24 protein-coding genes are annotated in these 26,916 nt (G+C 64.5%); 11 read left to right on the top strand and 13 right to left on the bottom strand.

The annotated features are described in order from the left end of the window. On the bottom strand, positions 1–510 hold the full coding sequence (locus ACFI9K_RS15155) for a mycothiol transferase (protein ID WP_462664248.1): 510 nt from the start codon (positions 508–510) through the stop codon (positions 1–3). Positions 511–610: 100 nt separating this feature from the next. Here ACFI9K_RS15155 and ACFI9K_RS15150 point away from each other — a divergent pair, with 100 nt between their 5' ends. After that, on the top strand, positions 611–1,645 hold the full coding sequence (locus ACFI9K_RS15150) for an NADPH:quinone reductase (RefSeq protein ID WP_462664247.1): 1,035 nt from the start codon (positions 611–613) through the stop codon (positions 1,643–1,645). Between the two features lie 219 nt (positions 1,646–1,864). On the opposite strand, the gene ACFI9K_RS15145 is transcribed toward ACFI9K_RS15150, so the two are convergent. Beyond that, on the bottom strand, positions 1,865–2,260 hold the full coding sequence (locus ACFI9K_RS15145) for a MarR family winged helix-turn-helix transcriptional regulator (RefSeq protein WP_462664286.1): 396 nt from the start codon (positions 2,258–2,260) through the stop codon (positions 1,865–1,867). A 154-nt stretch (positions 2,261–2,414) separates the two neighbouring features. On the opposite strand from ACFI9K_RS15145, the gene ACFI9K_RS15140 reads away from it, so the two are divergent. Continuing rightward, positions 2,415–3,269, top strand: a complete 855-nt coding sequence (locus ACFI9K_RS15140; protein WP_462664246.1) for an alpha/beta fold hydrolase — start codon at positions 2,415–2,417, stop codon at positions 3,267–3,269. Between the two features lie 52 nt (positions 3,270–3,321). On the opposite strand, the gene ACFI9K_RS15135 is transcribed toward ACFI9K_RS15140, so the two are convergent. Both ACFI9K_RS15135 and ACFI9K_RS15130 read right to left on the bottom strand, forming a co-directional pair. Continuing rightward, positions 3,322–3,627, bottom strand: coding sequence for a hypothetical protein (locus tag ACFI9K_RS15135; protein WP_462664245.1), 306 nt, complete (start codon positions 3,625–3,627; stop codon positions 3,322–3,324). A 79-nt stretch (positions 3,628–3,706) separates the two neighbouring features. Further along, positions 3,707–4,180, bottom strand: a complete 474-nt coding sequence (locus ACFI9K_RS15130; protein ID WP_462664244.1) for a phosphoribosyltransferase — start codon at positions 4,178–4,180, stop codon at positions 3,707–3,709. 83 nt (positions 4,181–4,263) lie between these two features. Between ACFI9K_RS15130 and ACFI9K_RS15125 the strand changes: the two genes are divergently transcribed. The 3 genes from ACFI9K_RS15125 (at position 4,264) to ACFI9K_RS15115 (ending at position 6,957) form a co-directional block, all read left to right on the top strand. Continuing rightward, positions 4,264–4,932, top strand: coding sequence for a class I SAM-dependent methyltransferase (locus tag ACFI9K_RS15125; RefSeq protein WP_462664243.1), 669 nt, complete (start codon positions 4,264–4,266; stop codon positions 4,930–4,932). A 9-nt stretch (positions 4,933–4,941) separates the two neighbouring features. Next, positions 4,942–5,304: a VanZ family protein gene (locus ACFI9K_RS15120; protein ID WP_462664242.1), complete on the top strand. Its 363-nt coding sequence runs from the start codon at positions 4,942–4,944 to the stop codon at positions 5,302–5,304. 153 nt (positions 5,305–5,457) lie between these two features. Beyond that, complete coding sequence (locus ACFI9K_RS15115) at positions 5,458–6,957, top strand: stealth family protein (protein WP_462664285.1); 1,500 nt, start codon at positions 5,458–5,460, stop codon at positions 6,955–6,957. On the opposite strand, the gene ACFI9K_RS15110 is transcribed toward ACFI9K_RS15115, so the two are convergent. The 3 genes from ACFI9K_RS15110 to ACFI9K_RS15100 all read right to left on the bottom strand — a co-directional run bounded on the left by ACFI9K_RS15110 (position 6,954) and on the right by ACFI9K_RS15100 (position 10,432). After that, entirely contained in the window at positions 6,954–7,865 is a 912-nt protein-coding gene (locus ACFI9K_RS15110; protein WP_462664284.1) for a phosphodiesterase, read from the bottom strand. The genes ACFI9K_RS15115 and ACFI9K_RS15110 overlap by 4 nt on opposite strands. A gap of 247 nt (positions 7,866–8,112) precedes the next feature. Continuing rightward, entirely contained in the window at positions 8,113–9,240 is a 1,128-nt protein-coding gene (locus ACFI9K_RS15105; protein ID WP_462664241.1) for an acyl-CoA dehydrogenase family protein, read from the bottom strand. 16 nt (positions 9,241–9,256) lie between these two features. Continuing rightward, positions 9,257–10,432, bottom strand: coding sequence for an acyl-CoA dehydrogenase family protein (locus ACFI9K_RS15100; protein WP_462664240.1), 1,176 nt, complete (start codon positions 10,430–10,432; stop codon positions 9,257–9,259). 78 nt (positions 10,433–10,510) lie between these two features. Between ACFI9K_RS15100 and ACFI9K_RS15095 the strand changes: the two genes are divergently transcribed. Genes ACFI9K_RS15095 through ACFI9K_RS15080 form a run of 4 tightly spaced genes read left to right on the top strand, consistent with a single transcriptional unit; the run spans position 10,511 to position 13,835 of the window. Beyond that, positions 10,511–11,065: a histidine phosphatase family protein gene (locus ACFI9K_RS15095; RefSeq protein ID WP_462664239.1), complete on the top strand. Its 555-nt coding sequence runs from the start codon at positions 10,511–10,513 to the stop codon at positions 11,063–11,065. Between the two features lie 14 nt (positions 11,066–11,079). Beyond that, positions 11,080–11,562 carry a RidA family protein gene (locus tag ACFI9K_RS15090; RefSeq protein ID WP_222093577.1) on the top strand — a complete coding sequence of 161 codons (483 nt, stop codon included), beginning with the start codon at positions 11,080–11,082 and terminating at the stop codon, positions 11,560–11,562. A gap of 39 nt (positions 11,563–11,601) precedes the next feature. After that, positions 11,602–13,092, top strand: coding sequence for an ABC transporter permease subunit (locus ACFI9K_RS15085; protein ID WP_462664238.1), 1,491 nt, complete (start codon positions 11,602–11,604; stop codon positions 13,090–13,092). Continuing rightward, positions 13,089–13,835, top strand: coding sequence for an amino acid ABC transporter ATP-binding protein (locus ACFI9K_RS15080; RefSeq protein ID WP_462664237.1), 747 nt, complete (start codon positions 13,089–13,091; stop codon positions 13,833–13,835). Before ACFI9K_RS15085 ends, ACFI9K_RS15080 begins: the two co-directional genes overlap by 4 nt. A 108-nt stretch (positions 13,836–13,943) precedes the next feature. Here the strand turns inward: ACFI9K_RS15080 and ACFI9K_RS15075 are convergent, their stop codons facing one another. From ACFI9K_RS15075 to ACFI9K_RS15060, 4 genes are read right to left on the bottom strand one after another with little or no spacing between them, the layout of a single operon-like run. After that, on the bottom strand, positions 13,944–16,019 hold the full coding sequence (locus ACFI9K_RS15075) for a xanthine dehydrogenase family protein molybdopterin-binding subunit (protein ID WP_462664236.1): 2,076 nt from the start codon (positions 16,017–16,019) through the stop codon (positions 13,944–13,946). Then, the gene (locus ACFI9K_RS15070; protein WP_462664235.1) at positions 16,016–17,029 is read right to left on the bottom strand and encodes an FAD binding domain-containing protein; all 1,014 of its coding nucleotides are present in this window, start codon (positions 17,027–17,029) and stop codon (positions 16,016–16,018) included. Before ACFI9K_RS15070 ends, ACFI9K_RS15075 begins: the two co-directional genes overlap by 4 nt. Beyond that, the gene (locus ACFI9K_RS15065) at positions 17,026–17,526 is read right to left on the bottom strand and encodes a 2Fe-2S iron-sulfur cluster-binding protein (RefSeq protein ID WP_462664234.1); all 501 of its coding nucleotides are present in this window, start codon (positions 17,524–17,526) and stop codon (positions 17,026–17,028) included. Before ACFI9K_RS15065 ends, ACFI9K_RS15070 begins: the two co-directional genes overlap by 4 nt. A gap of 57 nt (positions 17,527–17,583) precedes the next feature. After that, on the bottom strand, positions 17,584–19,386 hold the full coding sequence (locus tag ACFI9K_RS15060; RefSeq protein WP_462664233.1) for a DEAD/DEAH box helicase: 1,803 nt from the start codon (positions 19,384–19,386) through the stop codon (positions 17,584–17,586). 277 nt (positions 19,387–19,663) lie between these two features. Between ACFI9K_RS15060 and ACFI9K_RS15055 the strand changes: the two genes are divergently transcribed. After that, entirely contained in the window at positions 19,664–21,451 is a 1,788-nt protein-coding gene (locus ACFI9K_RS15055) for an AMP-dependent synthetase/ligase (RefSeq protein WP_462664232.1), read from the top strand. Positions 21,452–21,516: 65 nt separating this feature from the next. Here the strand turns inward: ACFI9K_RS15055 and ACFI9K_RS15050 are convergent, their stop codons facing one another. Next, entirely contained in the window at positions 21,517–22,134 is a 618-nt protein-coding gene (locus tag ACFI9K_RS15050) for an alpha/beta hydrolase (protein WP_462664231.1), read from the bottom strand. Between the two features lie 81 nt (positions 22,135–22,215). Here ACFI9K_RS15050 and ACFI9K_RS15045 point away from each other — a divergent pair, with 81 nt between their 5' ends. Further along, positions 22,216–25,665 (top strand): TM0106 family RecB-like putative nuclease, encoded by a 3,450-nt coding sequence (locus tag ACFI9K_RS15045; RefSeq protein ID WP_462664230.1) that lies wholly within the window; start codon positions 22,216–22,218, stop codon positions 25,663–25,665. Here the strand turns inward: ACFI9K_RS15045 and ACFI9K_RS15040 are convergent. Then, positions 25,635–26,849: an alanine racemase gene (locus tag ACFI9K_RS15040; RefSeq protein ID WP_462664229.1), complete on the bottom strand. Its 1,215-nt coding sequence runs from the start codon at positions 26,847–26,849 to the stop codon at positions 25,635–25,637. The two genes, ACFI9K_RS15045 and ACFI9K_RS15040, sit on opposite strands and share 31 nt — an antisense overlap. Between the last annotated feature and the right edge of the window lie 67 nt (positions 26,850–26,916).

Here is a 26,916-nt window from a genome sequence, read left to right as displayed (position 1 = left end):
TCACGCCTGCCGGGAGTACAGGCCGAGAACGTATGAGGCCTGCCCGGCGTGCTGGAGGTCGTCGGACACCACCGAAATCAACCTGGCACCGAGGGTGACCGGCGGGTCCCAGTTCTCGTCGACGATCCGGTCCAGATCGTCGGTCGTGATACTGCTCAGGTACGCAACGGTTTTCGAGTGCACGGCGTCGTGGTATTCACGGAGCAGCTCCGCACTGGAGGTTACCTCGGCGACGTCGGATGACGACTGACCGTATCCGATGTCGGACCGGTCGAAGGGCAGATCGAACCGCTCGAACCACGAGTCCGAGGTCCAGACCTGTTCGCTCCCGGCAACACCCGCGATGTGGTCGTCCTGGACTCTCGTCAGGTGCCACAGCAACCACGCGATGCTGTTGGCTTCGGGATCCGGGCGATACGTCAGCGCATCTGCCGGAATATCGTCCAGAACCGAATGGACGAGTTCCTTGATTCGGCCGAACGCGTCGGTGAGCAGGTCGTTGTGATTCATGAATGGTCCATCTCTTTGTCGACAGCACTGATGACCATTCATGCATACCCCGATGCGCCCACAGGGAACATCGGGGCGGGCCGGGCGCGTTGGACCGAATATGACTGCTCCAGCAATTGTGTACACCCGAACCGGCGATTCGTCCGTCCTCGAGCCCAAGGATCGCGAGGTGACCGAGCCTGCCGCAGGCGAAGTGCGCGTTCGCATCGTGGTGTCGGGCGTCAATCCGACCGACTGGAAGAACAGAACGGGCTCCGGTCCCGGCGAAAAGCTGGCCTTCGACGAGGTGGTTCCGAATCAGGACGGTGCCGGTGTGATCGACGCCGTCGGTGCCGGTGTCGAGGGGCTTGCCGTGGGAGATCGAGTCTGGGTCTACCTGGCGCAGCATCAGCGCCCGACCGGTACCGCTCAGCAATTCACCAATCTTCCCGCCGACCGCGTGGTGCGTCTGCCCGACGGTGTCGGCTTCGACGTGGGCGCAAGCCTCGGCGTACCCGCGATGACCGCCCACCGCGCGTTGACCGTCTCAGAGGACGGACCCACGCGGCTGCACCCAGGCGCGCTGGACGGTAAGTCGGTACTGGTTGCCGGAGGTGCCGGTGCCGTCGGACATGCCGCGATCCAGTTGGCCCGCTGGGCCGGGGCGACTGTGGTGACGACAGTCAGCGGACCCGAGAAGGGCGCTCTCGCCAACGCTGCGGGCGCGCACCACGTCGTGAACTACAAGACCGGCGACGCCGCTGCCGAGATCCGCGAACTTGTTCCCGGCGGAATCGATCTGATCGTCGAGGTTGCTCCCGCACAGAATGCGGCGCTCAACGCTGCCGTGGGAGCGAACCGAGCTTCGGTTGCCGTCTACGCCAACAACGGGGGCGACACCATCACCCTCGACATTCGACCCAACATGGTGCTCAACACCCGCTACCAGTTCGTGCTGCTCTACACCGTCGGCGACGAGGCTCTGCGTAATGCAGAAGCTGACGTCAGCACAGCGGCAGCAGCAGGTGTGTTGGAGGTAGGCGAAGCCACCGGTCTACCCCTGCACCGCTTCTCGCTGAGCGAGACCGCCGCCGCACACGACGCCGTGGAGAACGGAACCGTCGGCAAGGTACTGATCGACGTCTCCAGCGAGTAACTCAGGTAATGACCGGCAACGTGGACCATGGAAAGTTGATCCACTTGTCGGTCTCTCGCCACGAGTAATCCGGCTGCACAAAGGTTTTGAGCAGGTGCCCCCACGGGCAACCGGAGAATGCTGGGCCGACCGGCGGACGACGTACGCCCCAGAGATTCGGACTGCTATCCGGTCATCGACCTTGGTGCCCAAGTCTGTCGAATGGATCCGGTCAAGGCCCTACGGCCGATCAGGGTTTCGCGTGATTGCGACCGCACCTTGCATCCGGGCGAGGAAACGGTCGATCAGTTTCCGTTCGGAGTCGGAGAACTGTGCCAATTCTGCGGAGGCACGCTCGATCAACGGCCCGAAAAACGCTTGACCCAAAGCGACCGCAGAAGGCGTGACTGTCAACACCACCCTGCGGCGATCCCCTGCGTCTCGTTCTCTGCTGACGTGGCCGGCCCGCTCCATGCGGTCGATCAGCGCGGTGATCGACGCTGATTCGAGGCCGAGCTGCTGACCGAGCCAGCCGGGCGTTGCGGCAATGCTGCCCCGACGCGCGTCGAGTAGGCAGATAAGTGCGCGTACGTCGGTGGGGTGAAGACCGTTCGTACGGCCGAACTCCGATCCCATCAGGTCGAGTTCTACGGTGAGAGCGCGCAGTCGGTGCACGGTAGAGGGCGCGTCGCGCGGTTCGTCGTCCACGGCGTCAGCCTACTGAACAAGCGCTTTCGGAAATTAACACGATGATCTAATATCTCGATTGTCGAGATATTAGGGAGGTTCAGTGGGCACGTCCAGCGATAGCTCCGCAGTCGAACAGTTCTTTTCGGCCTACGATCGCGTGCTGGCGAAGTGGCCGGTACCCATCGAGATCATCGACGTCGAATCCGATTACGGCACAACTCGAGTCAACGCCTGCGGGCCTGTCGATGGACCGCCGGTGGTCCTGTTACCCGGTGGTGGAGCAACCTCGACCGTCTGGTTCGCCAACGTCGCGGCGCTGGCACAGAAGAATCGAGTCTTCGCCATCGACCCGATAGGCGAGCCCGGACGAAGCGTGATCGGTCCGAAGCCGATCCGCACAGTCGACGACCTGATGTCCTGGCTCGATGGCACCCTCGACGGCCTCCAGGTCACACAGGGTTCGGTGGTCGGACACGGGTACGGGTACGGGGCACTCGCGTACGCGCTGTATCGGCCGGAGCGCGTCGACACACTCGCCTTACTCGATCCCCCGTCGTGTTTCGACGGCATGCGCTTGGCCTATCTTCTGCACGCGATGCCCATTCTCGTGCGGCCGACTCGCGCGCGAATGCGTTCCCTGATCGGGTGGGAAACGCAGAATGCGCCGCTCGACGCCGACTGGCTCGATCTCACTGAGCGAGGTGCCGATTTCCCGTCGGTGAGGCCAGTGGTTCCGCGACGCCCGAAGGCTGATCGGTGGGTGACGCTGACCGCGGACGTCACCGTCATATTTGCGGGCGCGAGCAAGGTGCACAATAGTTCTCGGGCTGCCAGCGCGGTCGGCAAGGCTCTCCCGAACGCACGCACCGTCGTACTCGACGACTGCAGCCACCACATGTTGCCGATGCGGCCGGCCGGGGAACTCGACACCGCCTTGCTGAGCTCCCTGGGCTGACCATGCAACATGCTGCAAAGCAGACGAACACAGAAGACTCACACGCCAAGACCTACGACTTCCAGGTCCACGATTGGCCGATGAACTTCGGGCGATCATCATCGAGAGCAGGAGGAGGCGAGTTGGCAGTCCCGGCTCGGCGTACGGAAAGTGCGGCGTAGCGAAACAGCTCTTCGTCGACTCCACGAGGTAGCGGTTCCCACTCGAAGTCGACTTCATCTCCAGCGCTGATGGTTCCGGTAGGCGTGTGGATATCGAGGACCTGAACGAGGCATCCGCCGGGTGTGTCATCCGAGTCGACAATTCCCCAGCCTTCCTCGACTGCGTATCGACGCACGCGTCCCCTACTGGTGGTCATAACTCGAACACCCTTCATGATGCGAGATTCTGGTTCAGCCGTTCGTGACCCGACTGCCGAATCGTCTCCAGCGAACGACTCAGGTGATGACCGGCAACGTGGACCATGGAAAATTGATCCACTTGTCGGTCTCTCGCCACGAGTAATCCGGCTGCACAATGGTTCTGGGCTTGGTGTAGATCACCGCCGAGCGCACGTCGGGCGTGTGCGCCTTCAGTAGGTCGATCACCAGAGCCAGGGTGCGGCCGGAATCGGCGACGTCGTCGACCACGAGCAACTTCTTGCCGACGATCGCGTCGGTGTCCAGAAGCGGTTCCAACACAACGGGATCCGGCAAAGTCTCCTCGATGTCGGAGTAGAACTCGACATTGAGGGTGCCCGCAGCCTTGACGCCCATCGCGTAGGAAATGGCACCGGCGGGGATGAGTCCGCCGCGAGCGATCGCGATGACGATATCCGGAACGAACCCGTCGTCCACGATCTTCCTGGTCAGATCGCGCGAGGCGTCTCCGAAGGTCTCCCACGTCAGCACTTCGCGTTCCGGTTCGGTCATGGAGGATCACTCTACCCACCTCATTTTTTGCCGAACAAGCAAAAATATTTGCGCCCCAGCATGGAGGAGGGCATTCTCGAACCATGTCCGACCACACGCACGCTCACACTCATGCCGCTGAAGACACCCCCGCAGGGCCGGATTTCGAGAACGGCACCTTCGACGAAGCATTCTGGGACGACCTCTACAACCAACGCACCACCATCTGGAGCGGAAATCCCAATGCCGTGTTGGTGCAGGAAGCATCCGCGCTGACTCCGGGCCGCGCCCTGGACATCGGCTGCGGAGAAGGTGCCGACTCACTGTGGCTGGCCGGAAAAGGCTGGGACGTGACCGGCGTCGATATCTCCGACGTCGCCCTGGGCCGCGCTCGCGCCGCACACCAGGCACTCGAACCGCACACACTCACGGTGGACTGGCGACAGGAAGACGTTCTGGACTGGACTCCCCCGGCCGAGACGTTCGATCTGGTGTCGGTCCACTTTCTGCAGGTGCCGCCGGATGAGCTCGAACTGACCACCCGCAGGTTCGCCGCGGCGGTCGCGCCGAAGGGGCGTCTACTCGTGGTCGGGCACAGTCCGAGTGACAGCCACGCCTCGCAGCACCCAGCCAAGCAACGACTGTTCGCACCGGAACCGGTCGTCGCTGCGGCAGGCGACGGCTTCGACGTGATCCACGCGGAGCACCGCACCCGCCTGACACCGGACGGCGACGAGCGCATCGACACGGTGGTGGTGCTGCAGCGCCGCTAAACTCGGACGGTGTTCTCGCCGTCGACGTATCGAATTCCCCTGGCCGTCACGTTCGTCGTCGCGCTCATCGTTCTCTTCACTCCCGCGTCGGGGGTGCCTTCCGGATTTCAACACAGCGACAAGATCATTCACTTCACGCTGTTCGCGGCGCTCGCATACACGTCCCGACTCGCCGGCATCGGCTGGGCCGGAACCGCACTGTGGGTGCCGGCGTTCGCGGTGGTGTCGGAAATCCTGCAAGCGATCCTGCCTCTGGGACGCTCCGGATCGGTCACCGACGCTCTCGCGGACGTTGCCGGAGTTGTGGTGGGCCTTCTCGCAGCGAACTGGGTTCTACCGCAGCGCGTCAAGAAAGCCTCGGACCTGCACTAGACTGAGTCCGCGCCGAGTTTCCTCGGCCGGCGCGCACACTCAGGAAGGAACGTCATCACCTCGTCTTCTGCCCCGCACGATATCTACCTCGTTCCACCGGAGCACGAGACGAACGATGCCGTCACCCGAGAATCAGCAGCGTCCGCAGCACGCCTGAGCGAACGATCCGACGTGGTCAGCCACGACGGCCGCTACGCACTGACGATCACTTCCACCACCCCACATCAAGCGATGGTCGAGGACCTGCTGTTCGTCCGCGCCGTACTCGACGCCGCACGAATCAAATACCTGCTCGTCCGCGGCAACGACGAACGACCGGTCATCGCCATCGAACTGGCTGCCCGAGAAGCCCTCACCACAGCGTTGGTGCACGCCTGCCGAGCCGAGCCGTTCTACTCCAAGACCGTCGACGCCCGCGGCAAAGCCGTGCTGGTTGCCGACGGCACGCTCTCGCCGTCCGCGAACGCGCGGATCGTGCGCCTGTACCGACCGCGCGTCGAGCCGTTCAGTGGGCTGTATTACGGCGCGTCGACGGCCGTGCAGATCGAATTGTGGTCGTTCTCACCGTCCGAGATCGTGCTTCCGATCGAGAACTCCCTGACCCGGCGCAACATCCGGCCCGACGAGGCAGTGCGCGGCACCGTCGAACGCTTCGGTAGAAGGTGGCCGACCATCGAGAACATGTTCGCCGACCACGCGTCGGACATCAATTTCGACATCGACATCGTGTTCTCCTGGGTCGACGGCTCGTCGGCCGAGTTCCAGGCTCAGCGTGCGCGGCGGATGGCGAACTACGTCGTCGGCGAGGGCGACGATTCGGCGGCCCGCTATCGGCAGATCGACGAACTGAAGTACGCCCTGCGGTCGGTTCACCTGTACGCACCGTGGATCAGGCGCATCTTCGTGGCCACCGACTCGCCGAGACCGGCGTGGCTCGCCGACCATCCCAAGGTGACGTTCGTGCCGAGCGAAGCGTTCTTCGTCGACACATCCGTTCTGCCGACGCACAATTCACAAGCCGTCGAGAGCCAGCTGCACCACATTCCCGGCTTGTCCGAGCATTTCCTGTACAGCAACGACGACATGTTCTTCGGCCGTCCGGTGAGCCCGTCGATGTTCTTCTCCCCCGGCGGAATCAGCATGTTCATCGAGGCGACGACGCGAATCGGGTTGGGCTACAGCGACGCCGATCGCAGCGGCTTCGAGAATGCGGCCCGGGTGAACCGCCGCATCCTGCAGGACAGATTCGGAATGACCACTACCCGGCACCTCGAACATGCTGCAACTCCCCTGCGCCGCAGCGTGATGCAGGAAATGGAGAACGAGTTCCCGGACGAGTTCGCCTCCACCGCGGCGAGTGCATTCCGCGCGAGTACCAACATCTCGGTGACGAACTCGCTGTACCACTACTACGCACTGATGAGCGGGCGTGCGGTGGTCCAGAAGGACGCGAAGGTTCGCTACATCGACACCACATCGGTCGCAGGGCTCGAGTTGATGGAGAAGCTGCTACCCAAGCGGTCGGTCGACTTCTTCTGCCTCAACGACGGCAGCTTCCCGGAGGTCGATCTGGATCTGCGTACGCGCACCGTGACGCAGTTCCTGGACAAGTACTTCCCCATCGTCGCGCCGTGGGAACGCACCGAGAACTAGGCGTCGCTGAACAACTTTCGCCGGGCACTGTCTGCGATCGTCACTCCCGCTGCGTCGAGCCGCCGGGCGGTCTCGTCCGCCGACACCGCCTCCCCCACAGTGTCGTACGAGCCGGTCGGCACCACCGAGTGGACGACGGTGTCGTCGTAGAGGTGAACCAGGTTGTAGCCCTGGGCACCATCGCGACCACGCAATCCGCCTGCGGGGACGTTGAGGTCCTGGGTGTAGCACGTAGCCGACGCGACCGAAACGGGGATGCCCGCGAAGGTTGCCGTCGTCGAATAGTGAAGGTGCCCAGCGAGAATGGATCGCACATCGGTTCCGCGGAGTACGTCCGCCAGGCGCGGCTGATCGATGAGCTCGACCAGAACGGCTAGATCGAGCACCGTCGGTACCGGCGGGTGATGCATGGCCAGAATCGTGCCGAACTCGGCGGGAGTTGCGAGTGTGTCTGCGAGCCAACCCAATTGCTCGTCGCCGAGCTCACCGTGATGCTTACCGGGGACCGTCGTATCGAGGGTGACGATCCGAAGACCGTCGACGTCGTGCACCCGATCGATGGACTGCCCACTCGGTTCGGCGTCGAGCAGGGCCCGGCGGAACGTCGCGCGGTCGTCGTGATTGCCCATCGCCCAGACGATCTGTGCGCCGAGCTCCTCGGCCACCGGCTCTACCAGGGCGCGCAGCTTCTCGTAGGCACCCGCCTCACCCTTGTCCGTCAGGTCGCCGGTGAAGACCAACGCATCGGGTCGCACCCCCGAGTTGCGCACATCGGTCATCACCTGTTCGAGCCGCAACTCGCTGTCCACGCCGCCGTACAACTGGCCATCGCCGTCGACGAGATGCGTGTCGCTGATGTGCAGCAAGCAGTGATGGGGACGTGGATACTCGGCCATCCGAGACTTCATCGAACTCTCGCTCACGATCGGACCTACCGTTTCACGATCGCCCGGGTCGGGCGAACGCCACTGCCACAACCCAAGCATACGAGCGTTCACTGAGAAAAAGCTGGTCGTATTTCGGCGGTGAACACCGCGCGAACTTCCGGCGTCCAGCAGCTCGACCGCGACCTCACCGCCGACGAGCACGGGCCCGGACACCTGAAGACAGGTGGCCGGGCCCGTACTCGTCCAACGGAAAGAACTGGGTAACGGATCAGATTTCGATGAGATCGTGATCGGCTACCTTCTCCGCCAAAATGCGCAGGTGCTCGTCGGCCCCACCGAGAGTGTGCTCGATGGCCACCAGTCGGCTGGTGTAATGCCCGACGGGATATTCGGCCGTGACGCCGATTCCGCCGTGCAACTGAATGGCCTCCTGGCCGATCTTGCGACCGGAGCGCGAGATCTGCAGCTTCGCGCGCGAGGCGATAGTGGTGTCGACGTTGCCGTCCGCCAACGACATCGTGGCGTAGAGGCTCATGCTGCGTGCCAGCTCGAGCAACACGTACATGTCCGCCGCGCGGAAAGTGAGCGCCTGGAACTTGGCCAACGGAACCCCGAACTGCTTGCGCGCCTTGAGGTAATCGGTGGTCAGCCGCAGGGCCTCCTCCATCGCTCCCACTGCCTCGGCGCACAGCGCAGCCTGTGCGCGCACCTCGGCACCAGTGATCGCGGCGGCGGCGTTCTCGGCCGAACCCAGCGGCTCCGCGGCGACGTCCACGAATTCGATCTGCGCGGCGCGCTGACCGTCGTGGGTGGCGTAGGACTTGCGGGTGAGCCCGGTGGCATCGCCGTCGACGACGAACAGTCCGGTACCCCCGCCGGGAAGGACGGCACTGACGACGATGACGTCAGCGCTGCCGCCGTGCGGAACCGGGTTCTTCACGCCGTCGATCGACCATGACCCACCGTCCTCGGTCGCCGTGGTGGCGACCTCGACGTGCGGCCAACGGCTACCGGATTCGTTGTGAGCGAACGCCAACATCGATGATCCCTCGGCCACCGGTGGCAGAATTCGCTTGCGCTGATCGGGCGTGCCGAGCTCGGAGATCAGCCCGCCGGGCACGAGAACGGCGTCGAGAATGGGCTCCGGCGCGAGCCGGCGTCCGATCTCGGTCATCACCGCCATGATCTCGACCGGACCGGCATCCATTCCGCCGTCGTCCTCACTGAATGTCAGCCCGAGCAGGCCGACCTCGGCCAACTGCTTCCAGACGTCGGTGCTCCAGCCGAGTTCACCGGCGACGATCTTGTTGCGCTTCTCGGTGTCGTAGGCCCGCGACAGCACCTCACGGGTGGTGTCGCGCAGCAGCTTCTGCTCTTCGTTGAGTTCGAAATCCATGTCTTCAGATGCTCCCTTACAGTCCGAGAATCGCAGAGGCGATGATGGTGCGCTGAACCTCGTTCGAGCCGCCGTAGATCGACACCTTGCGGTAGTTGAGATACCCCGGTACCGAACGCTGTGCCCAGCCCTCGCTCTCGATGTCCTCGCCCGCCTCGTAGGGCAGTGAGTCCGGGCCGGCGACGTCCATCAGCAATTCGGTTGTGGTCTGCTGCAATTCCGATCCGCGCAGCTTCAGAATGGACGAGGCCGGATTCGGCTTGCCGTCGTCCGAGCTGGACACCATGCGCAGCTGAGTCAGCTCGAGAGCGAGCAGTTCGTTCTCGACCTCGGCCATCTTGGCGGCGAACAGTGGGTCTTCGAGCAACGTTCCGGTGCCGACCTTGGTCTGCGCGGCGTGCTTCTTCGCTTGTCCGAGGTGGACTTTTGTGTGTCCGGCCCGGGCGACACCGGTGCGCTCGTTGCCGAGCAGGAACTTGGCGTAGCTCCAACCCTGGTTCTCTTCGCCGACGAGGTTTTCGGCGGGAACTCGAACGTTGTCGAAGAAGACCTCGTTGACCTCGACGCTGCCGTCGATCAGCTTGATGGGCCGCATCTCGATGCCGGGGGTGCTCAGATCGATGAGCAGGAACGAGATTCCGGCCTGCTTCTTCGGCGCATCGGGATTGGTGCGCACCAGTGCGAATATCCAGTCGGCGTACTGGCCGAGCGTGGTCCACGTCTTCTGACCGTTGACGATGTAGTCGTCGCCGTCCCGAATGGCAGTGGTACGCAACGAGGCGAGATCGGATCCGGCCTCGGGCTCGGAGAAGCCCTGACACCACCAGATGTCGAGGTTCGCCGTCTTCGGCAGGAACTTCTCCTTGATCTCCTGCGAACCGAAGGTCGCAATGACCGGGCCGACCATCGACGCGTTGAACGCCAAGGGCTCGGGTACCGAGGCCAGCTGCATCTCGTCGAGCCAGATGTGACGCTGGACCGCAGACCAGTCGCGGCCACCGAACTCCGCAGGCCAGTGCGGCACAGCCAGGCCGTTCTCGTTCAGGATTCGCATGGCCGTGACCACTTCGTCCTTGCTCAACTCCTGACCCGTCGCGTTCTTCTCGCGAATCTCGGCGGGGATCTTCGTGGTGAAGAACGTCCGCATCTCGTCGCGGAACGCGGCCTCTTCTTCTGTCAGGGCAAGATTCATCGACAATCCTCCGTGCTCGTTCGCTTATCTCGGTATCGACCGTACTCCCTGGTAACTCTGGGATATTCTCCGCTCACTATGACTTTTCTGGCACTGGTTCGGCACGGTGAAACGAACTGGAACCTGCACGGTCGATTACAGGGCTCATCGGACATACCACTCAACGACACCGGACGCGCGCAAGCCCGTGAAGCAGGCTACGAACTCGAGTACCGCCAGTGGGACCACCTGGTCAGCTCCCCGCTGATTCGAGCCGCGGAAACCGCCGACATCATCGGCGCGCACCTCGGCCTCACCCGCACTGCCGAGTTCCCCGATCTGGCCGAGCGGCACTTCGGTGAGGCCGAGGGATTCACCGATTGGGACGCGTATTCACGCTGGCCGAACGGCATGTACCCAGGTTTGGAGCCCCGATCGAACCTGATCGTGCGAGGCGTGCGAGCCGTCGACGACATCGCGTCGCGCTACCCCGAATCGGCCGTGATCGCCGTCGCGCACGGGGGCGTCATTCGAGCGATCTTCGACGCCCTCCGTCGGCGGCACTCCCCCCGAATACTCAACGCCGGCGTCTCCACCCTCGAACACGACGGTTCTCGCTGGACGGTTCGCACCATCAACGGCGTCGAGGTCTGACAGGATTTTCCTTCATGGAGATCGAACGTCGCATCACCGAACTCGGTTTCGCGTTGCCCGGGGAACCGACCGCGCCTCCCGGTTTCGAGTTCGCCTTCGAATGGGTTCGGGTACGTGGCAATCGGATCTTCGTGTCCGGCCATTCTCCGCTGGCACCCGACGGAACCCTTGCCGGTCCGTTCGGCGCGGTCCCCTCCGAGGTGAACCTCGACGCCGCCACCGATGCCGCACGTGACACCGCCCTCGCTGTACTGGGCAGCATCGCCCGCGCCATCGGCGATCTCGATCGCATCAGCGCGTGGCTGACCGTCACCGGCTCGGTCAACGCAGACCACGGCTTCACCCAGACCACCACCGTCGTCAACGGGTTCTCCGATCTGGTGTTGGCGATCTTCGGACCCGAGATCGGTGCGCATGCGCGCACTGCGCTGGGAGCGGCTGCACTGCCCATGAACAACACCGTCGTCGTGTCAGCGGAACTCGAGATCGACGGGTAGGTTTTTCTCCACTCGTCATTACAGCGAAAGCAGGCGTAGATGGTGCGCAGATCCACGCTGGTTCTGGTCGCGATTCTGATCGGCATACTCGGGTTGTCCGGGTGTAGTTCGTCATCACAATCTCTTCTGGACCGAGTGCGCGACGACGGAGTGCTCGTGGTCGGTACCGAGGGCACGTACAGCCCGTTCAGCTATCAGGGCGGGGACGGCCAACTCACCGGCTACGACATCGACGTCATCAATGCGGTCGGCGACGAACTGGGCGTACGCGTCGACTTCGTGCAGACCCCCTTCGACTCGATCTTCGCCGGGCTCCAATCGCAACGCTTCGACCTCATCGCAAACCAGGTCTCGATCACCCCGGCCCGGCAATCCGCCTACGACCTGTCCAAGCCGTACACGGTCTCGGAAGGCCAGATCCTCACCGCCGCGAACAACACCACCATCACCTCGACCGCCGATCTGGCCGGTAAGACGACCGCTCAATCGTCGACGAGCAACTGGGCCGAGGTCGCCGCGAACGCAGGCGCGAACGTCGAGGCGGTCGAAGGATTCGTCCAAGCCGTCGCCCTCGTCAAGGACGGCCGAGTGGACGCCACCGTCAACGATTCACTCGCCATCGCCGAATACCTGCAGCAGACCGGCGACACGGGCGTGCGGATCTCCGCCGACACCGGCGACACGACGCTGCAGTCCTTCGTCGCACGCAAGAACAGCGGCCTGATGGACGAGGTCGACACCGCCATCGACACCCTGCGTGACAACGGCACCATCGCCGAGATCTCGAAGAAATACTTCGGCAGCGACGTCGCGGCACCCACCGCCGACACCGCGGCGCCGGTGAGCGAGGACGCAGGCACCACTGCACCGTCGAAGATGCAGTTGGTACTGGACAACCTGTGGCCGATGCTCGAGGCGACGGTCACCATGACGATTCCGCTGACCGCCATCAGTTTCGTTGTGGGACTTGTCATCGCCCTCGCCGTGGCACTCGCCCGAATCTCGTCGATCAAGCCCCTCGCCGCAGTGGCCCGGTTCTACGTCTCGATCATTCGCGGCACTCCCCTGCTGCTGCAGCTGTTCATCATCTTCTACGGCCTACCGCAGTTCGGCATCGTGATCTCGCCGTTCCCGGCGGCGGTCGTCGCGTTCTCGCTCAATGTGGGTGGCTATGCGGCCGAAGTGATTCGTGCTGCGATCCTGAGCGTGCCGAAGGGCCAGTGGGAGGCCGCGCAGACGATCGGAATGGGATACCGAACCACGTTGCAGCGCATCGTGCTTCCGCAGGCACTGCGCACCGCGGTACCCCCGCTCTCGAACACGTTGATCTCGCTGGTCAAGGACACCTCGCTGGCATCGACCATCCTGGTGACCGAGCTGTTGCGCGTTGCGCAGCTTGCCGCGGCACCGACCTTCGACTTCTTCACGCTGTACTCCGTTGCCGCCCTGTACTACTGGGTGATCTGCATCATTCTCTCGTTCTTCCAAGGCAAACTCGAAGTCCGACTCGACAGGTACGTGGCGAAATGACAGACCTGCTGGAAGTATCCGCACTGAAGAAATCGTTCGGGCCCATCGAGGTGTTGAAAGACGTCTCGTTCACCGTGCCGTCCGGCACCGTCACCGTCATCATCGGACCCTCCGGCTCCGGCAAGACCACGGTGTTGCGATCACTGAACGCCCTCGACCGAGCCGACGCCGGACTGATCCGCATCGGCGAGGTCTCGGTCGACTTCTCCGAGCCGGTGGACGCCGCGCGACTGCGACATTTCCGTGCACAGAGCGGCATGGTTTTTCAGAGCCACAACCTGTTTCCGCACAAGACCGTACTGCAGAACATCATCGAGGGACCGGTGATCGTGCAGAAGCGGGCCAAGGACGACGCGATTCGCGACGCACACGCGATCCTCGACCAGATCGGCCTCGACGCCAAGTCCGATCAGTACCCGTTCCAGCTTTCCGGTGGCCAACAGCAACGCGTCGGAATCGCCCGAGCCCTCGCCTTGCACCCCAAATTGATGTTGTTCGACGAGCCGACCTCCGCACTCGATCCCGAACTCGTCGGCGAAGTACTCGGCGTCATCAAAGGCCTTGCCGCCGAGGGTTGGACGATGGTGATCGTCACCCACGAGATCCGCTTCGCCCAACAAGTGGCCGATCAGGTGTTGTTCCTCGAGAACGGCGTCGTCGTCGAACGCGGCACGCCCGAGCAGGTTCTCGCGAACCCGACCGAGCCCCGCACTCGTCAGTTCCTGCAGCGGATTCTGGCGTAAAGGGGCTGCGCCCCATGTGAGTGGAGCCTGCGGAACGAATCCGTCGAGGCATGTGAGTGGAAACTCGTAGCAGGGGTCGAGTTTCCGCTCACGTGCGGCGGAGCCGCGCTAGAGGTGCGGCAGCACCTTGTCCAAAGTGATAGGCAGATCGCGGACACGCACGCCGGTGGCGTTGTAGACCGCATTGCCGATCGCGGCCGGAGACCCGACGGTTCCGATCTCGCCGATTCCCTTACCGCCCATGGGGGCGAGCTCGGAGTCGACCTCCTCCACCCACACGGCCTCGATGTCGGTGACGTCCGCGCACGCCGGGATGTGATATTCGGCGAGGTCGTGGTTGGCGAAACCGCCGAATTCGTGATCGGTGATGCCCTTCTCCATCAATGCCATGCCGAGCCCGAAGGTCATGCCGCCGATGAGCTGAGAGCGAGCCAGCCGCGGATTCATCACCGCGCCGATGCCGAACACACCCAGCATCCGACGTACCCGTACCTCGCCGGTATCGACATCGACCGCCACCTCCGCGAACTGAGCACCGAAAGCCATGCGCGCCAATTCTTTCTGGTTCTCGAGGTCCTCGGTGGTATCGGCCTCGGCCTCGTTTCCGGGCTGGAAATCGCCCTGGTCTCGCAACGCCCGGCACGCCTTGGTGACGGCCCAGCCCCAGGACGAGGTGCCCGACGAGCCGCCGGCACCGGGTGCGGTCGGTAATGCACTGTCACCCAGTTCGAGTGTGACGGCATCCGCGTCGACCTCGAGGGCATCGGCGGCGATCTGACGCAGCACCGTGCGTGCACCCGTTCCGATATCGGACGCAGCGACGGAGACCGTGATCGTGCCGTCCTGTTCGACACGAGCAGCCGCAGTACTCGGAGAGATCAGTACCGGGTAACTCGCTGTCGAAACGCCCATTCCGAGCAGAGTGTTGCCCTCTCTGCGCCGGCCGGGCGTGGCGTCCCGACGATCCCAGCCGAACCTCTCTGCCCCTTCACGGAGGCACTGCACCACACTGCGGGAGCTGAACGGATTCCCGCTCGCGGGATCGACATCGGGTTCGTTGCGGATGCGGAGCTCGATCGGGTCGATTCCGGTGGCGGCCGCCAACTCGTCGATCGCCGTCTCGACGACGAACATGCCCGGTGCCTCGCCCGGGGCCCGCATCCACCGCGGCGTGCCCACGTCCAACGGAGCGAGCCGGTGCGTCGTAGTGCGATTCGGCGACGCGTAAATGTGCCGAGTCGACTCCGAAGTCTGCTCGCAGAACTCGAAGATGGTGCTGGTCTGCTGGAAGGAGTCGTGCGCGATGGCCTGCAGAATGCCCTTCGAATCACAGCCCAGCCGAACATGATTGACCGTCGGAGTGCGGTATCCGACGACATCGAACAACGCCTGTCTGGGCAGGGCCAGTTTGACCGTCCGGCCGGTGCGCCGCGCAGCCATAGCAGCGAGCACCGCGTTGGATCGAGTACTGCCTTTCGATCCGAAGCCGCCGCCCACGTTCTCGGCCACCACTCGCACGTTCTCGGACTCGAGGCCGAACGCCGCGGCGAGATCTGACTGCACACCCGACGGTGCCTGCGTCGAGTCCCACACCGTCAACACGCCGTCGGACCACTGCGCTGTGGTTGCATGAGGCTCCATCGGACTGTTGTGCATGGGGGCAGTCGAATACCACTGGTCGACAACGTAATCCGCCGTTTTCAGGGCTGCATCGACGTCTCCGACGGTGACGTCGGTGGGGAACCCCGCGTTGACGGTCTCCGGTGCGTACAGAGAATCGAGCTCGGCCGTCAAGGTGTTGTTCGGCTCGCGCACATCGCGGTACCGCACCTGCACGCGGCCGGCAGCATCTCGCGCGGCCTGCAGCGAATCTGCCACCACCACGGCCACGACCTGGCCGCGGTAGGCGACGGAATCGGACTGCAACACATGCAGTTCGGCGTCTTCGACGTCACCCAACTTTTCGGCGTTGCCGTGCCACAGCACCGCATGCACCGACGGATCGCTGGAGGCCCCGTTGTCGAGCGCGACGTGCTCGACAGTTCCGACGGGAACCGTCGCGGGCACATGCCAGGCGTACAACTGCCCGGTGACCGGCGGCTGCTCCACGGCGTAGCGGGCTCGGCCGGTGACCTTGTCGACGGACTCCGTGCGCGCAATCGACTGTCCGATCGATGCAGTCATGACCGATCTCCCAGTTCGTCGTGGGTACCCTGCGTCGCCAATTCCGTCAGGGTGCGCGTCACCAGATTGGTGACCAGTGGAACTTTGAAGGCATTGTCTCGCAACGGCTCTGCCGCTCGCAGTTCTTCGGTGATCGCAGCCCGGAACGACGCCTCGTCGGGGGCAGTACCGAGCAATGCATGTTCGGCGGTTCGGGCTCGCCACGGTCTGTGCGCGACGCCGCCCAACGCGATCGACACGCCGCGGACAACTCCGTCCTCGACGTCGAGCACGGCACCGATGGACGCCACCGCGAACGCGTACGACTGCCTGTCCCGCACCTTCCGGTACGTCGAGACAGTGCCGTCGGCCGGCTTCGGAATCTCGATGGCCGTGACGATTTCGTCCCGAGCAATCGTATTGTCTCGCGTCGGATCATCGCCGGGCAGTCGATAGAACTCGTCCACCTCCAGCGTCCGCTCACCGTCGACACCACGAACGACGATGCGCGCGTCGAGGGCAGACAACGCGACCGCCATATCCGACGGATGCGTCGCCACGCAGGCCTCCGACGCACCGAGAATCGCGAGATTTCGATGCTCTCCGCCCCGTGCGGGACAACCCGAACCGGGTTCGCGCTTGTTGCACGGCTTGGATGCGTCCATGAAGTACACGCATCGGGTGCGCTGGAACAGGTTGCCGCCGGTTGTCGCCATGTTGCGAAGCTGGCCCGAGGCCCCGGAGAGCACCGCCCGCGACAGCACCGGATATCGCTGGCGGACGACCGGATGCACCGCCAGGTCGCTGTTGGATACTCCGGCACCGATCCGCAGCGCCCCGTCGTCGGACACGTCGATGTCGTGGAGCGGCAATCGGGTCACATCGATCAGCTCGGACGGGGCGGCCACACCCAGCTTCATCAGATCCACCAGATTGGTACCGCCGCCGAGCAGCATCGCGTTCTCGTCCCCCGCGAGACGTTCGAGAGCGTCGTCGATGGCAGTGGCGGCCCGATACTCGAAGGTTCTCATGACGCGTCCTGCACCGCGGGAACGATGTTCGCGTACGCACCGCAGCGACACAGGTTGCCGCTCATACGCTCTCGCACTTCGCCGGAATCGAGTTCGACATCGGTGGCCTCGAGGTCCTCGGTCACCGCGCTCGGCCACCCCTGTTTCGCCTCCTCGATCACCGCGACCGCCGAGCAGATCTGCCCCGACGTGCAGTAACCGCACTGGAACGCGTCCCGGTCGACGAACGCCTGCTGCACTGGATGCAGAGTGTCGCCGTCGGCCAGGCCCTCGACCGTGGTGATCTCGCGATCGCTCTGCGCGACGGCGAACGTGAGGCAACTGTTGATCCGGCGACCGTCGACCAGAACGGTGCAGGCACCGCACTGGCCGTGATCGCACCCCTTCTTGGCCCCGACGAGATCGAGATTTTCGCGAAGTGCGTCGAGCAGAGTGGTTCGGGTGTCGCAGTCGATCTCACGATCGGTGCCGTTGACCCGGAGTGTGACGTGGCTCATGCTCGGTCACATACCCGAGGCATGAGCCACCAAACGCTCGAGCCGGCGGGTCGTGCGTCAGCGCTTGCCCTTGTACTTCCCGCCGCCGCGCGGACCACCACTGCGTCCGGGGGGACCGGAGTCGGGTTGCAGCTGAATCAGCACGCCACTGATGCGGGTGCGTCGCAACGCCTCGACCGTCTCATCGGCGAGATCGGCCGGCAACTCGACGAGCGAATGGTCGGGTCGAATGCTGATGTGCCCGAAGTCGCTTCGACGCAGACCACCTTCGTTGGCGATGGCACCGACGATGGCCCCCGGGGCCACGTGATGACGCTTGCCGACGCTGATGCGATAAGTGGCCATCTCCTGGCCGGTCTTCCGGTGATGCGAGCTGGCCGCATCCTCGTCGAACGTGCGCGGCGGCCGCGGCTCACGGGGCTCGCGCGGTGCCCGCGGCGGGGCAGGCGGCTCCGGCTTGAGCAGGAAGGCTTCGCCGTCGCGCGACTGGATGGCCAGCGCTGCCGCGATGTCGACCAAGGGCACGTCGTGCTCGCGCTCGTAGTCCTCGATCAAACGACGGAACAGAGCCAGATTCTCGTTGCCGAGGCTCTCGGTGATCGAATCCTTGAACTTCGTCACTCGCTGCGCATTGACGTCGTCGACGCTGGGCAACTGCATCTCGGTGATCGGCTGCCGCGTCGCACGTTCGATCGCCTTGAGCAGGTGGCGCTCCCGCGGTGCGACGAACAACAGAGCCTGACCGGCTCTGCCGGCGCGGCCGGTACGTCCGATGCGGTGCACGTAGGACTCGGTGTCGTGCGGGATGTCGTAGTTGATGACGTGCGAGATCCGGTCCACGTCGAGACCACGAGCCGCCACATCGGTGGCCACCAGAATGTCGATCTGACCATTCTTGAGCTGACCGATGGTGCGCTCACGCTGAGCCTGCACGATGTCGCCGTTGATCGCGGCGGCCGAGAATCCCCGTGCGCGCAGCTTCTCGGCAAGCTCTTCGGTGGCCTGCTTGGTGCGCACGAACATGATCATGGCCTCGAACTCTTCGACCTCGAAGATACGAGTGAGCGCCTCGAGCTTGCGCTGATGCGCCACCTGGACGTAGCGCTGAGTGATGTTCGGTGCCGTCGACGTCTTGGTCTTGACGGTGATCTCCACCGGATCGTGCAAGTACTGCTTGGAGATCTTGCGGATCGCAGCCGGCATCGTGGCCGAGAACAACGCGACCTGCTTGTACTCGGGAGTGTCGGAGAGGATGCGCTCGACGTCCTCCTGGAAACCCATCTTGAGCATCTCGTCGGCCTCGTCGAGCACCAGGTACTCGAGACCGGACAGGTCGAGGGTGCCCTTCTCGAGGTGATCGATGACGCGGCCGGGGGTGCCGACGATGATCTGCGCGCCCTTGCGCAGACCGGACAGCTGAATGCCGTACGCCTGACCGCCGTAGATGGGCAGGATGTGCAGACCCGGAATGTGGGTGGCGTACTTGCCGAACGCCTCGGCCACCTGCAGTGCCAGCTCACGCGTCGGTGCCAGCACCAGGGCCTGCGGCGTTCGACGCGAGACGTCGAGACGAGACAGGATCGGCACCGCGAACGCGGCCGTCTTACCCGTACCGGTCTGGGCCAGGCCGACGACGTCGTTACCCGCCATCAAGGGTGGGATCGTGGCCGCCTGAATGGGCGACGGGCTCTCGTAGCCGACGTCCCGCAGGGCCTTCAGGACCCGCTCGTCTATACCGAGATCGGCAAAAGTGATGTCGTCATCCGCCGTCGAAGGCGACTCGCCTGCGGGGACGGGAGGGGGCGAACTCGTCTCGTCAGACGTCACGGCGGCATCCTGATCAGATTCTGAAGTGCTCATATACAACCGAGTTTAGTACCTGCTCGGCCCCCACGACTCCTTCTGCGCTGATCAGGTGACGAAAACAGCGGCGGTAGCGACAGGTGCGAGCGGCCGCACGTCGGTGTCCCGACGGAGACGTACGACCGCACACCGTTATGTTGTACTCCGAGTCACACTCACCTCCGCCGAAATTGGCCCAAAATTTCGCAAACCGGACAACCTCGGTGGTGCGTTACGGACCGGGATGTGATGAAATGCACAACTACCACGCTATTTATCCGTAAGGGGTCCAGCAGTGCGCGAATATTCTGTGCCGGCGTCGTTCACCATTCCCGACGACGCTTCCATGGCCGACACCGTCTTCCGGTACCAAAAGGAATCGCCGAACCTCGTACCGTTCCAGCGCCTCGTGAACGGCACCTGGACCGACATCACCGCAGGTAAGTTCGCCGACGAGGTCACCGCGGTGGCCAAGGGCCTGATCGCATCGGGCATCGAACTCGGTGACCGTGTCGCCATTCTCAGCGCGACGCGATACGAATGGGTCGTTCTCGACTACGCCATCTGGACTGCGGGCGGATGCACCGTCGCGATCTACGAGACCTCCTCGGCCGACCAGGCCCAGTGGATCCTCGAGGACTCGGCGACGAAGTTGCTCGTCGTCGAAACCGCGAAGCATGCGTCGGCCCTCAAAGAGGTCACCGAAGGTGCCCAGGATCTGCGCGAGGTACTCCAGATCGACGGCGGTGCCATCGACGAGCTGACCACCCGCGGCGCGGGAGTGAGCGACGAGGACGTGCACACCCGTCGGCACCAGGTCACCGCCGCGTCCCCTGCCACCCTGATCTACACCTCGGGCACCACCGGCCGCCCCAAAGGCGTGCAGCTCACGCACGCGAACTTCTACGCCGAGGTCCAGGCCACCCAGATCGCCTTGCACGACTCCATGCGCGAGGGCAACCGCACCCTGATGTTCCTCCCGATGGCGCACGTGTTCGCCCGCGCGGTGTCGTTCGGCTCGTTCGAGTCGAAGGTGACCGTGGGCCACACCTCGGACGTATCGACCCTGGTGGATCAGTTCGCCGTCTTCAAGCCGAACTTCATTCTCTCGGTGCCGCGCGTGTTCGAGAAGGTCTACAACTCGGCCAAGCAGAAGGCACACGACGGCGGCAAGGGCAGCATCTTCGACAAGGCCGCCGCGACGGCCATCGAGTGGAGCGAAGCCCAGGAGAAGGGCGGCGCAGGCCTGGTACTGGGCCTCAAGCACGCCGTCTTCGACAAGCTCGTCTACTCCAAGCTGCGGGCTGCCCTCGGTGGCAACTGCGACCGTGCGGTCTCGGGCGGTGGCCCCCTCGGCGCTCGCCTCGGCCACTTCTTCCGCGGCGCAGGCGTCCCGGTCTACGAGGGCTACGGACTGACCGAAACCAGCGCGGCCGTCACCGTCAACACCACCAAGGAACAGCGCGTCGGCACCGTGGGCAAGCCCATCGACGGCCACTCGGTGAAGGTCGCCGAGGACGGCGAACTGCTACTCAAGGGCCCGGTGGTGTTCAGCGGCTACTGGCACAACGAGAAGGCCACCGCCGAAGCGATCGTCGACGGCTGGTTCCACACCGGTGACCTCGGCGCGATCGACCAGGAAGGCTTCGTCTCGATCACCGGCCGCAAGAAGGAAATCATCGTCACCGCAGGCGGCAAGAACGTCGCGCCCGCAGTACTCGAGGACGCCCTGCGCGCCAACGCGATCATCAGCCAGTGCCTCGTCGTCGGCGACGCCAAGCCGTTCATCGGTGCCCTGATCACCCTCGACCCCGAGGCGATGCCGGGTTGGCTCGAACGCCACAACCTCTCCGCCGACATCCCGTTCTCGGAACTGTCCAAGAACGCCGACCTCGTCGCTGAAATCGACAAGGCCGTGGCCGAGGCCAACAAGAAGGTCTCGAACCCGGAGCAGATCAAGAAGTACACGATCCTCGAGAACGACTTCACCGTCGAAACCGGGGAGCTCACCCCGACGATGAAGCTCAAGCGCAACATCATCCACTCCGAGCGTGGCAGCGACATCGAGGCCATCTACTCGTAGAGCCGAGCGATACCGGAAGGGCCCGACGCGATCGTCTCGCGTCGGGCCCTTTCTCGGCTCTCGGGTCAGGACATGTGCTCGTCGAGAAACTCCGCGACCGCCAGCGTCACCTGCAGGTGAATCTTCTCGTGCAGCAGGTCGTGACCGCCGTCGTCGAACTCGCGCAGGGACGCGTCGGGCACGCCGTCGATCCACTCGCGTACCGCGTCGATCGGAGCCAGGCGGTCGTCGACACCGTGAACCGCAAGGATCGGGATCACGTTGTCGGAGAGGTCGTCGGAGGCACCCGTCACGGATTTCGGGGTGCCGCACAGCACGGCGCACCGGACGGCTTCCGGATGCGCGCCGAGGGCGGCAATGGCCGTCGCCGCACCCAGCGAGTGCCCCATCAGCGCAAACGACAATTCGGGATGCTCTGCCTCGGCGATATCGAGCAGCTGAAGTGCATTCTGAGCCAGGCCAGGAATCTGAGCCGCGTCGGTCAACTCGCCTTCGGTCAGACCGTGGCCGACATGATCGACCGCCCACACGTCCACTCCTCGTCCGTTCAGAACCCGGGCGAACCGGTGATAGTGACCGCTGTTCTGACCGAGACCATGGAGGAACACGAGACCGAAACGAGCATCGGGAACGGTCCAGTTTCGGTAATGGACAGCACCGGTGGCTCCGTCGAAAAATGGCATTCGATCATTTTGCCTCCTCTCGTCGGCATCCGCGCGCAACGTGACCGGCGCCGCTGTCGTCGATGGCTAGGGTGGGCAGTTGTGTTCCTCCTCGGCGATCGGGTCGTCTACAGCGCCAGCGACCTCGCAGCAGCAGCGTCCTGCGAATTCGCATTGCTCCGCCGACTCGACGGACTGACCGGACTGATTCCCCGCGCTGTCGCCGAACCCGACCCCATGCTCGATCGCACCTCCGCACTCGGATTCGAGCACGAACGGCGTCAACTGGCGGCCTTCGAGCAGCGTCACCCCGGCGGCGTCCTGACGATGGACCGACCGGGACGCACCGCCCAGGAGTTGGCGGACGCCGCCTGGGCAACATTCACCGCACTGACAGCGCGCACGCCCGTGGTGTACCAGGCGACCTTCTTCGACGGCCGATTCCTTGGCTTCTGCGACTTTCTGGTGGCCGAGGGTCCCGGCTACGGCGTGTACGACACCAAGTTGTCGCGGCACGCGAAGGTGCCGGCGTTGCTGCAACTGGCGGCCTACGCCGATGCACTGCAGGCCGGCGGAGTCACCCCGAGCGATCAGGTGCACCTGATGCTCGGCGACGGCAGCGACTCCGCGCACTCGCTCACCGAGATCCTTCCGGTCTACCGGCAGTCGCGCGAGCATCTGCAACACATTCTCGACGAGCACCACGCCGAGGGCACCGTCGTCGATTGGTTCGATTCCAGATACTCCGGATGCGGACAGTGCGAGGCCTGCACGGTCGAAGTGGAGCAGCACCGAGATTTGGTTCTCGTCGCAGGCATGCGCGCGAGCACGCGGGAGAAGCTACTCGACGCGGGAATCACGACGGTGGACGAGCTGGCGGCGTCGACGGGAACGGTCGACGGGATGTCCACCCGCACCGCGGCGAGCCTGCGCGCCCAGGCCGCGCTTCAGGTACGCCAGGAACGCAGCGGCGCAGCCGAATTCGAGATCTTCGACGCCGACGCACTCGGGGTGATCCCCGAACCCGATCCGGGCGACATCTTCTTCGACTTCGAGGGCGACCCGTTGTGGGCGGAGGCCGGAAGCACGGAATGGGGGCTCGAGTACCTGTTCGGCGTCTACACCGCCGATGGCGACTTTCGTCCGTTCTGGGCGCACGATCGCGCGCAGGAACGCCGCGCACTGATCGACTTCCTCGACTACGTCTCCGCACGCCGCGCCGACTACCCGAACATGCACGTCTACCACTACGCGCCCTACGAGAAGACCGCGCTGCTGCGTCTGGCCGGGCGGTACGGAGTGGGCGAAGACGCCGTGGACAACCTGTTGCGGGACAGCGTGTTGGTGGACCTGTATCCCGTCGTGCGGTCGGCGGTGCGCATCGGAGCGCGGTCCTACAGCATCAAGAAGCTCGAACCGCTGTACATGCCCGCCGCGCGCGGCGGAGACGTCACCGACGCCGCCGCGTCGATCGTCGAATACGCGAACTGGTGTGATCTCCGGGATCAGGGCAAGGACACCGAGGCCGCCGCTCTGCTGGCGGACATTGCCGAATACAACCGTACCGACTGCGAATCGACTCTGCGACTGCGTGACTGGTTGCTCGAACGCGCATCGGACGCCGGTGTGACACCGCGGGTGAACCCGGAGCTCGACCTGGACAACAGTGCCTCCGACACCGCGAGCCCGCTGGAACTCGAACTTGCCGAGTATGCGGGCCTACCGTGGGACCGCACTGCGACGCAGCAGGCCGTGGCCCTGTTCGCCGGAGCCATCGGCTACCACCGCCGCGAACGAAAGCCGTTCTGGTGGGCTCACTTCGATCGACTGACGCATCCGATGGACGAGTGGCCCGATGCGGCGGACGTCTTGAAGGTCGAACGCGCCGAGCTGGTGCACGACTGGAAGAAAACGGCACCCACGCAGCGAGTACTGAGACGACAGATCAAGCTGCTGGGGCATCTGAGCAACGGCGTGCTCTCGGGCTCGAAAGTCAAACTCCTGTACGACGAACCGGCTCCGAAAGGGCTGCCGAAGCAACAGCCGCATCACCGGGCGACCACGTCGGTCGAGATCGTGGAGTCCGGCTACGAGGGCACCCTCGACGTGGTCGTGGTGCAGGAGAACCTCCGCAAGGGCGTCACCGAATACACCGACTTTCCCATGGCGACGGCACCGGAACCGCCGCCGGCGACCAAGTATCTCGAGGAGGCGATCACCGCCGTGGCCACTGCGGTCGGTGCCGCCCTACCGCACCTTCCGCGGACGGCCGTCGCCGATCTGCTGACGTTGTCTGCGCCCCGAACCCGTTCCGGTACCGGCCTTCCCGAGGTACAGGGGAGTAACTACGCAGCAGCGGTCACCGCAGCGCTACTGGATCTGAACAACTCGTACGTGGCTGTGCAGGGCCCACCGGGGACCGGAAAGACCTACACCGCCGCGCGCGTGATCGCCGAGCTGGTCGATGTCCATCATTGGCGCATCGGGGTGGTGGGCCAGTCCCATCACGTGGTGAACAATCTGCTCGACACCGTCGTGGCGGCCGGCGTGGACCCGGCCAAGGTGGGCAAGAAGGCCCCGACCACCCACACAGTCGTCGAACCCACGGACTACTCCCGCTTCGTGACCGACGCCGAAGAGGGCTGCGTCATCGGCGGCACCGCGTGGGACTTCTCCAACCCCGGCCGAATTCCGCGCGAGGCCCTGGATCTGCTCGTCGTCGACGAGGCGGGACAGTTCTCGCTGGCCAACACCATCGCCGTGGCGGTCTCGGCACGCAACCTGCTGCTGCTCGGCGACCCGGCGCAGTTGCCGCAGGTGAGCCAAGGGACCCACCCCGAACCCGTCGACGAATCCGCCCTGGGCTGGATCGCCGACGGACACCCGACGCTGCCCACGGATCGCGGGTACTTTCTGGCCACGACATGGCGGATGCATCCGGATCTGTGCGCGCCCGTCTCGGCGCTGTCCTACGAGGGCAGACTGCAGTCCAACGAAGCTGTCACTCGGGCTCGTTCGCTGTCGGGGCTGGATCCCGGCCTGCACGTCGTCCTCGTGGACCACCACGGTAACTCCACGGACTCGGCGGAAGAAGCCGACGAGATCGTCGCGCGAGTACAGGGCCTCCTGGGTCGCTCGTGGACCGACCCCGCATCGTTCGACGGCGTACGCCCGCTGGGGCAATCCGACTTCCTGGTCGTCGCGGCCTACAACGCTCAGGTCGCCGTCATCCTCGAGCGACTCCAAGCGGCCGGCCTCGACGACGTCTCGGTGGGAACCGTCGACAAATTCCAGGGCCGACAGGCACCGGTGGTGTTGATCTCCATGGCCGCGTCGGCGATCGAGGACGTGCCACGCGGCATGGGCTTTCTGCTCTCGCGCAACCGTCTCAACGTCGCCGTCTCACGCGGTCAATGGGCCGCGATCCTGATCCGGTCGCGAGCACTGACGCAGTACCTACCGTCGACGCCGGCCGGACTAATCACCCTCGGGACGTTCATGAGCTTGTGCGAGAACGAAATTCAGCCGAAGGCCATGCCCTCGCCGCGATAGGTGGGCACCGCCTCCACGGACCCGTCGGCGTGCACCAGGTGCAGGGTGTCGAATCGCTCGCACAGCTCGCCCGCCTTCGCGTGCCGGAACCAGACACGATCGCCGATCTGCACCGCGTCGGCGCCGCTCACCGGGGTCTGCACCTCACCCGCACCCTCGTTACGCAGGAGCTTCAATCCCGACGTGACCACGCCGGCAGCCTTTTTCGACCACGCGACCGGCCGCGGCGATCGAGATCCCGACGCCGGACCCGACGCGATGTAGCCACCACCGAACACTGTCGCGATCTGTGGGGTCGGCTTGCGCACCACGGGCAGCGCGAAGAACAGCGACGGTTCGGCCGAGAACGTGCGATAGCGATCGAACAGCGTCGGCGCGAACAGACCCGACCCGGCGGTGACCTCCGTGACGACCGGATCGGCCGCCGAGAAATCGATCGACCCGGTACCACCACTGTTGACGATCTCCAGGTGACCCACCGCCGCAGTCACTGCCTCCACCACTGCCGTTCTGCGGCCGGAGATCTCGCGGGCGGAGAACGATTTCATCCATTCCACCGCGACGTTGGAATCGGGCACGCCGGCGATCTGCGCCTCGTAGAACATCAGACCCACGACCCGGAACCCGCGCGACTGCGCCTCCCGCGCGAAGGCGGCCACCTGCTCGGGATCGCGCAGCGGAGAACGCCTGACCCCGATGTGCAGCGGCCCGATCCGCAGCGAGGCATCGACGTCGATACAGATACGCGGCTTGAGAAGATCGCTACCGGTGGCGTCGCGCACGATGTCCAATTGCGCGACGTCGTCGACCATCAGGGTGATGCGACCCGACAGAACCCGGTCGTTGACCACCTCGGCGAGGGCGGTGCGGTCGACACTCGGATACCCCATCAGGATGTCGTCGACTCCGTGACGCGCAAGCCACACGGCCTCACGCAGCGAGTACGCCATGACCCCGCTCACGCCGTCGGTTGCCAGGATCCGATCGAGGACGGCTCGGCAGCGAACCGACTTGCTGGCGATCCGAATCGGCACGCCCTTCGCGCGCGCTCGCAGCGCCGCCGCATTGGCGTCGAGAGCAACCGAATCGACTGCAGCCAATGGAGATTCGAGACTCTCGGTAGCAGCGGCTATGCGAGACAGTGGTGTCGTGTCGGGAGTGACGACACCGGCGATCGAACTCATACGTCAACATTCCTTCGTCGTCGTGGCCGGGCCGACACAGTCAAACACTCCGCAGCCGAGAAGTCCC

The organism is Rhodococcus sp. PSi06 (genome assembly GCF_054960675.1).
Note: the sequence above shows the minus strand (reverse complement) of the source record. Positions and strands in the feature narration are given on the sequence as shown.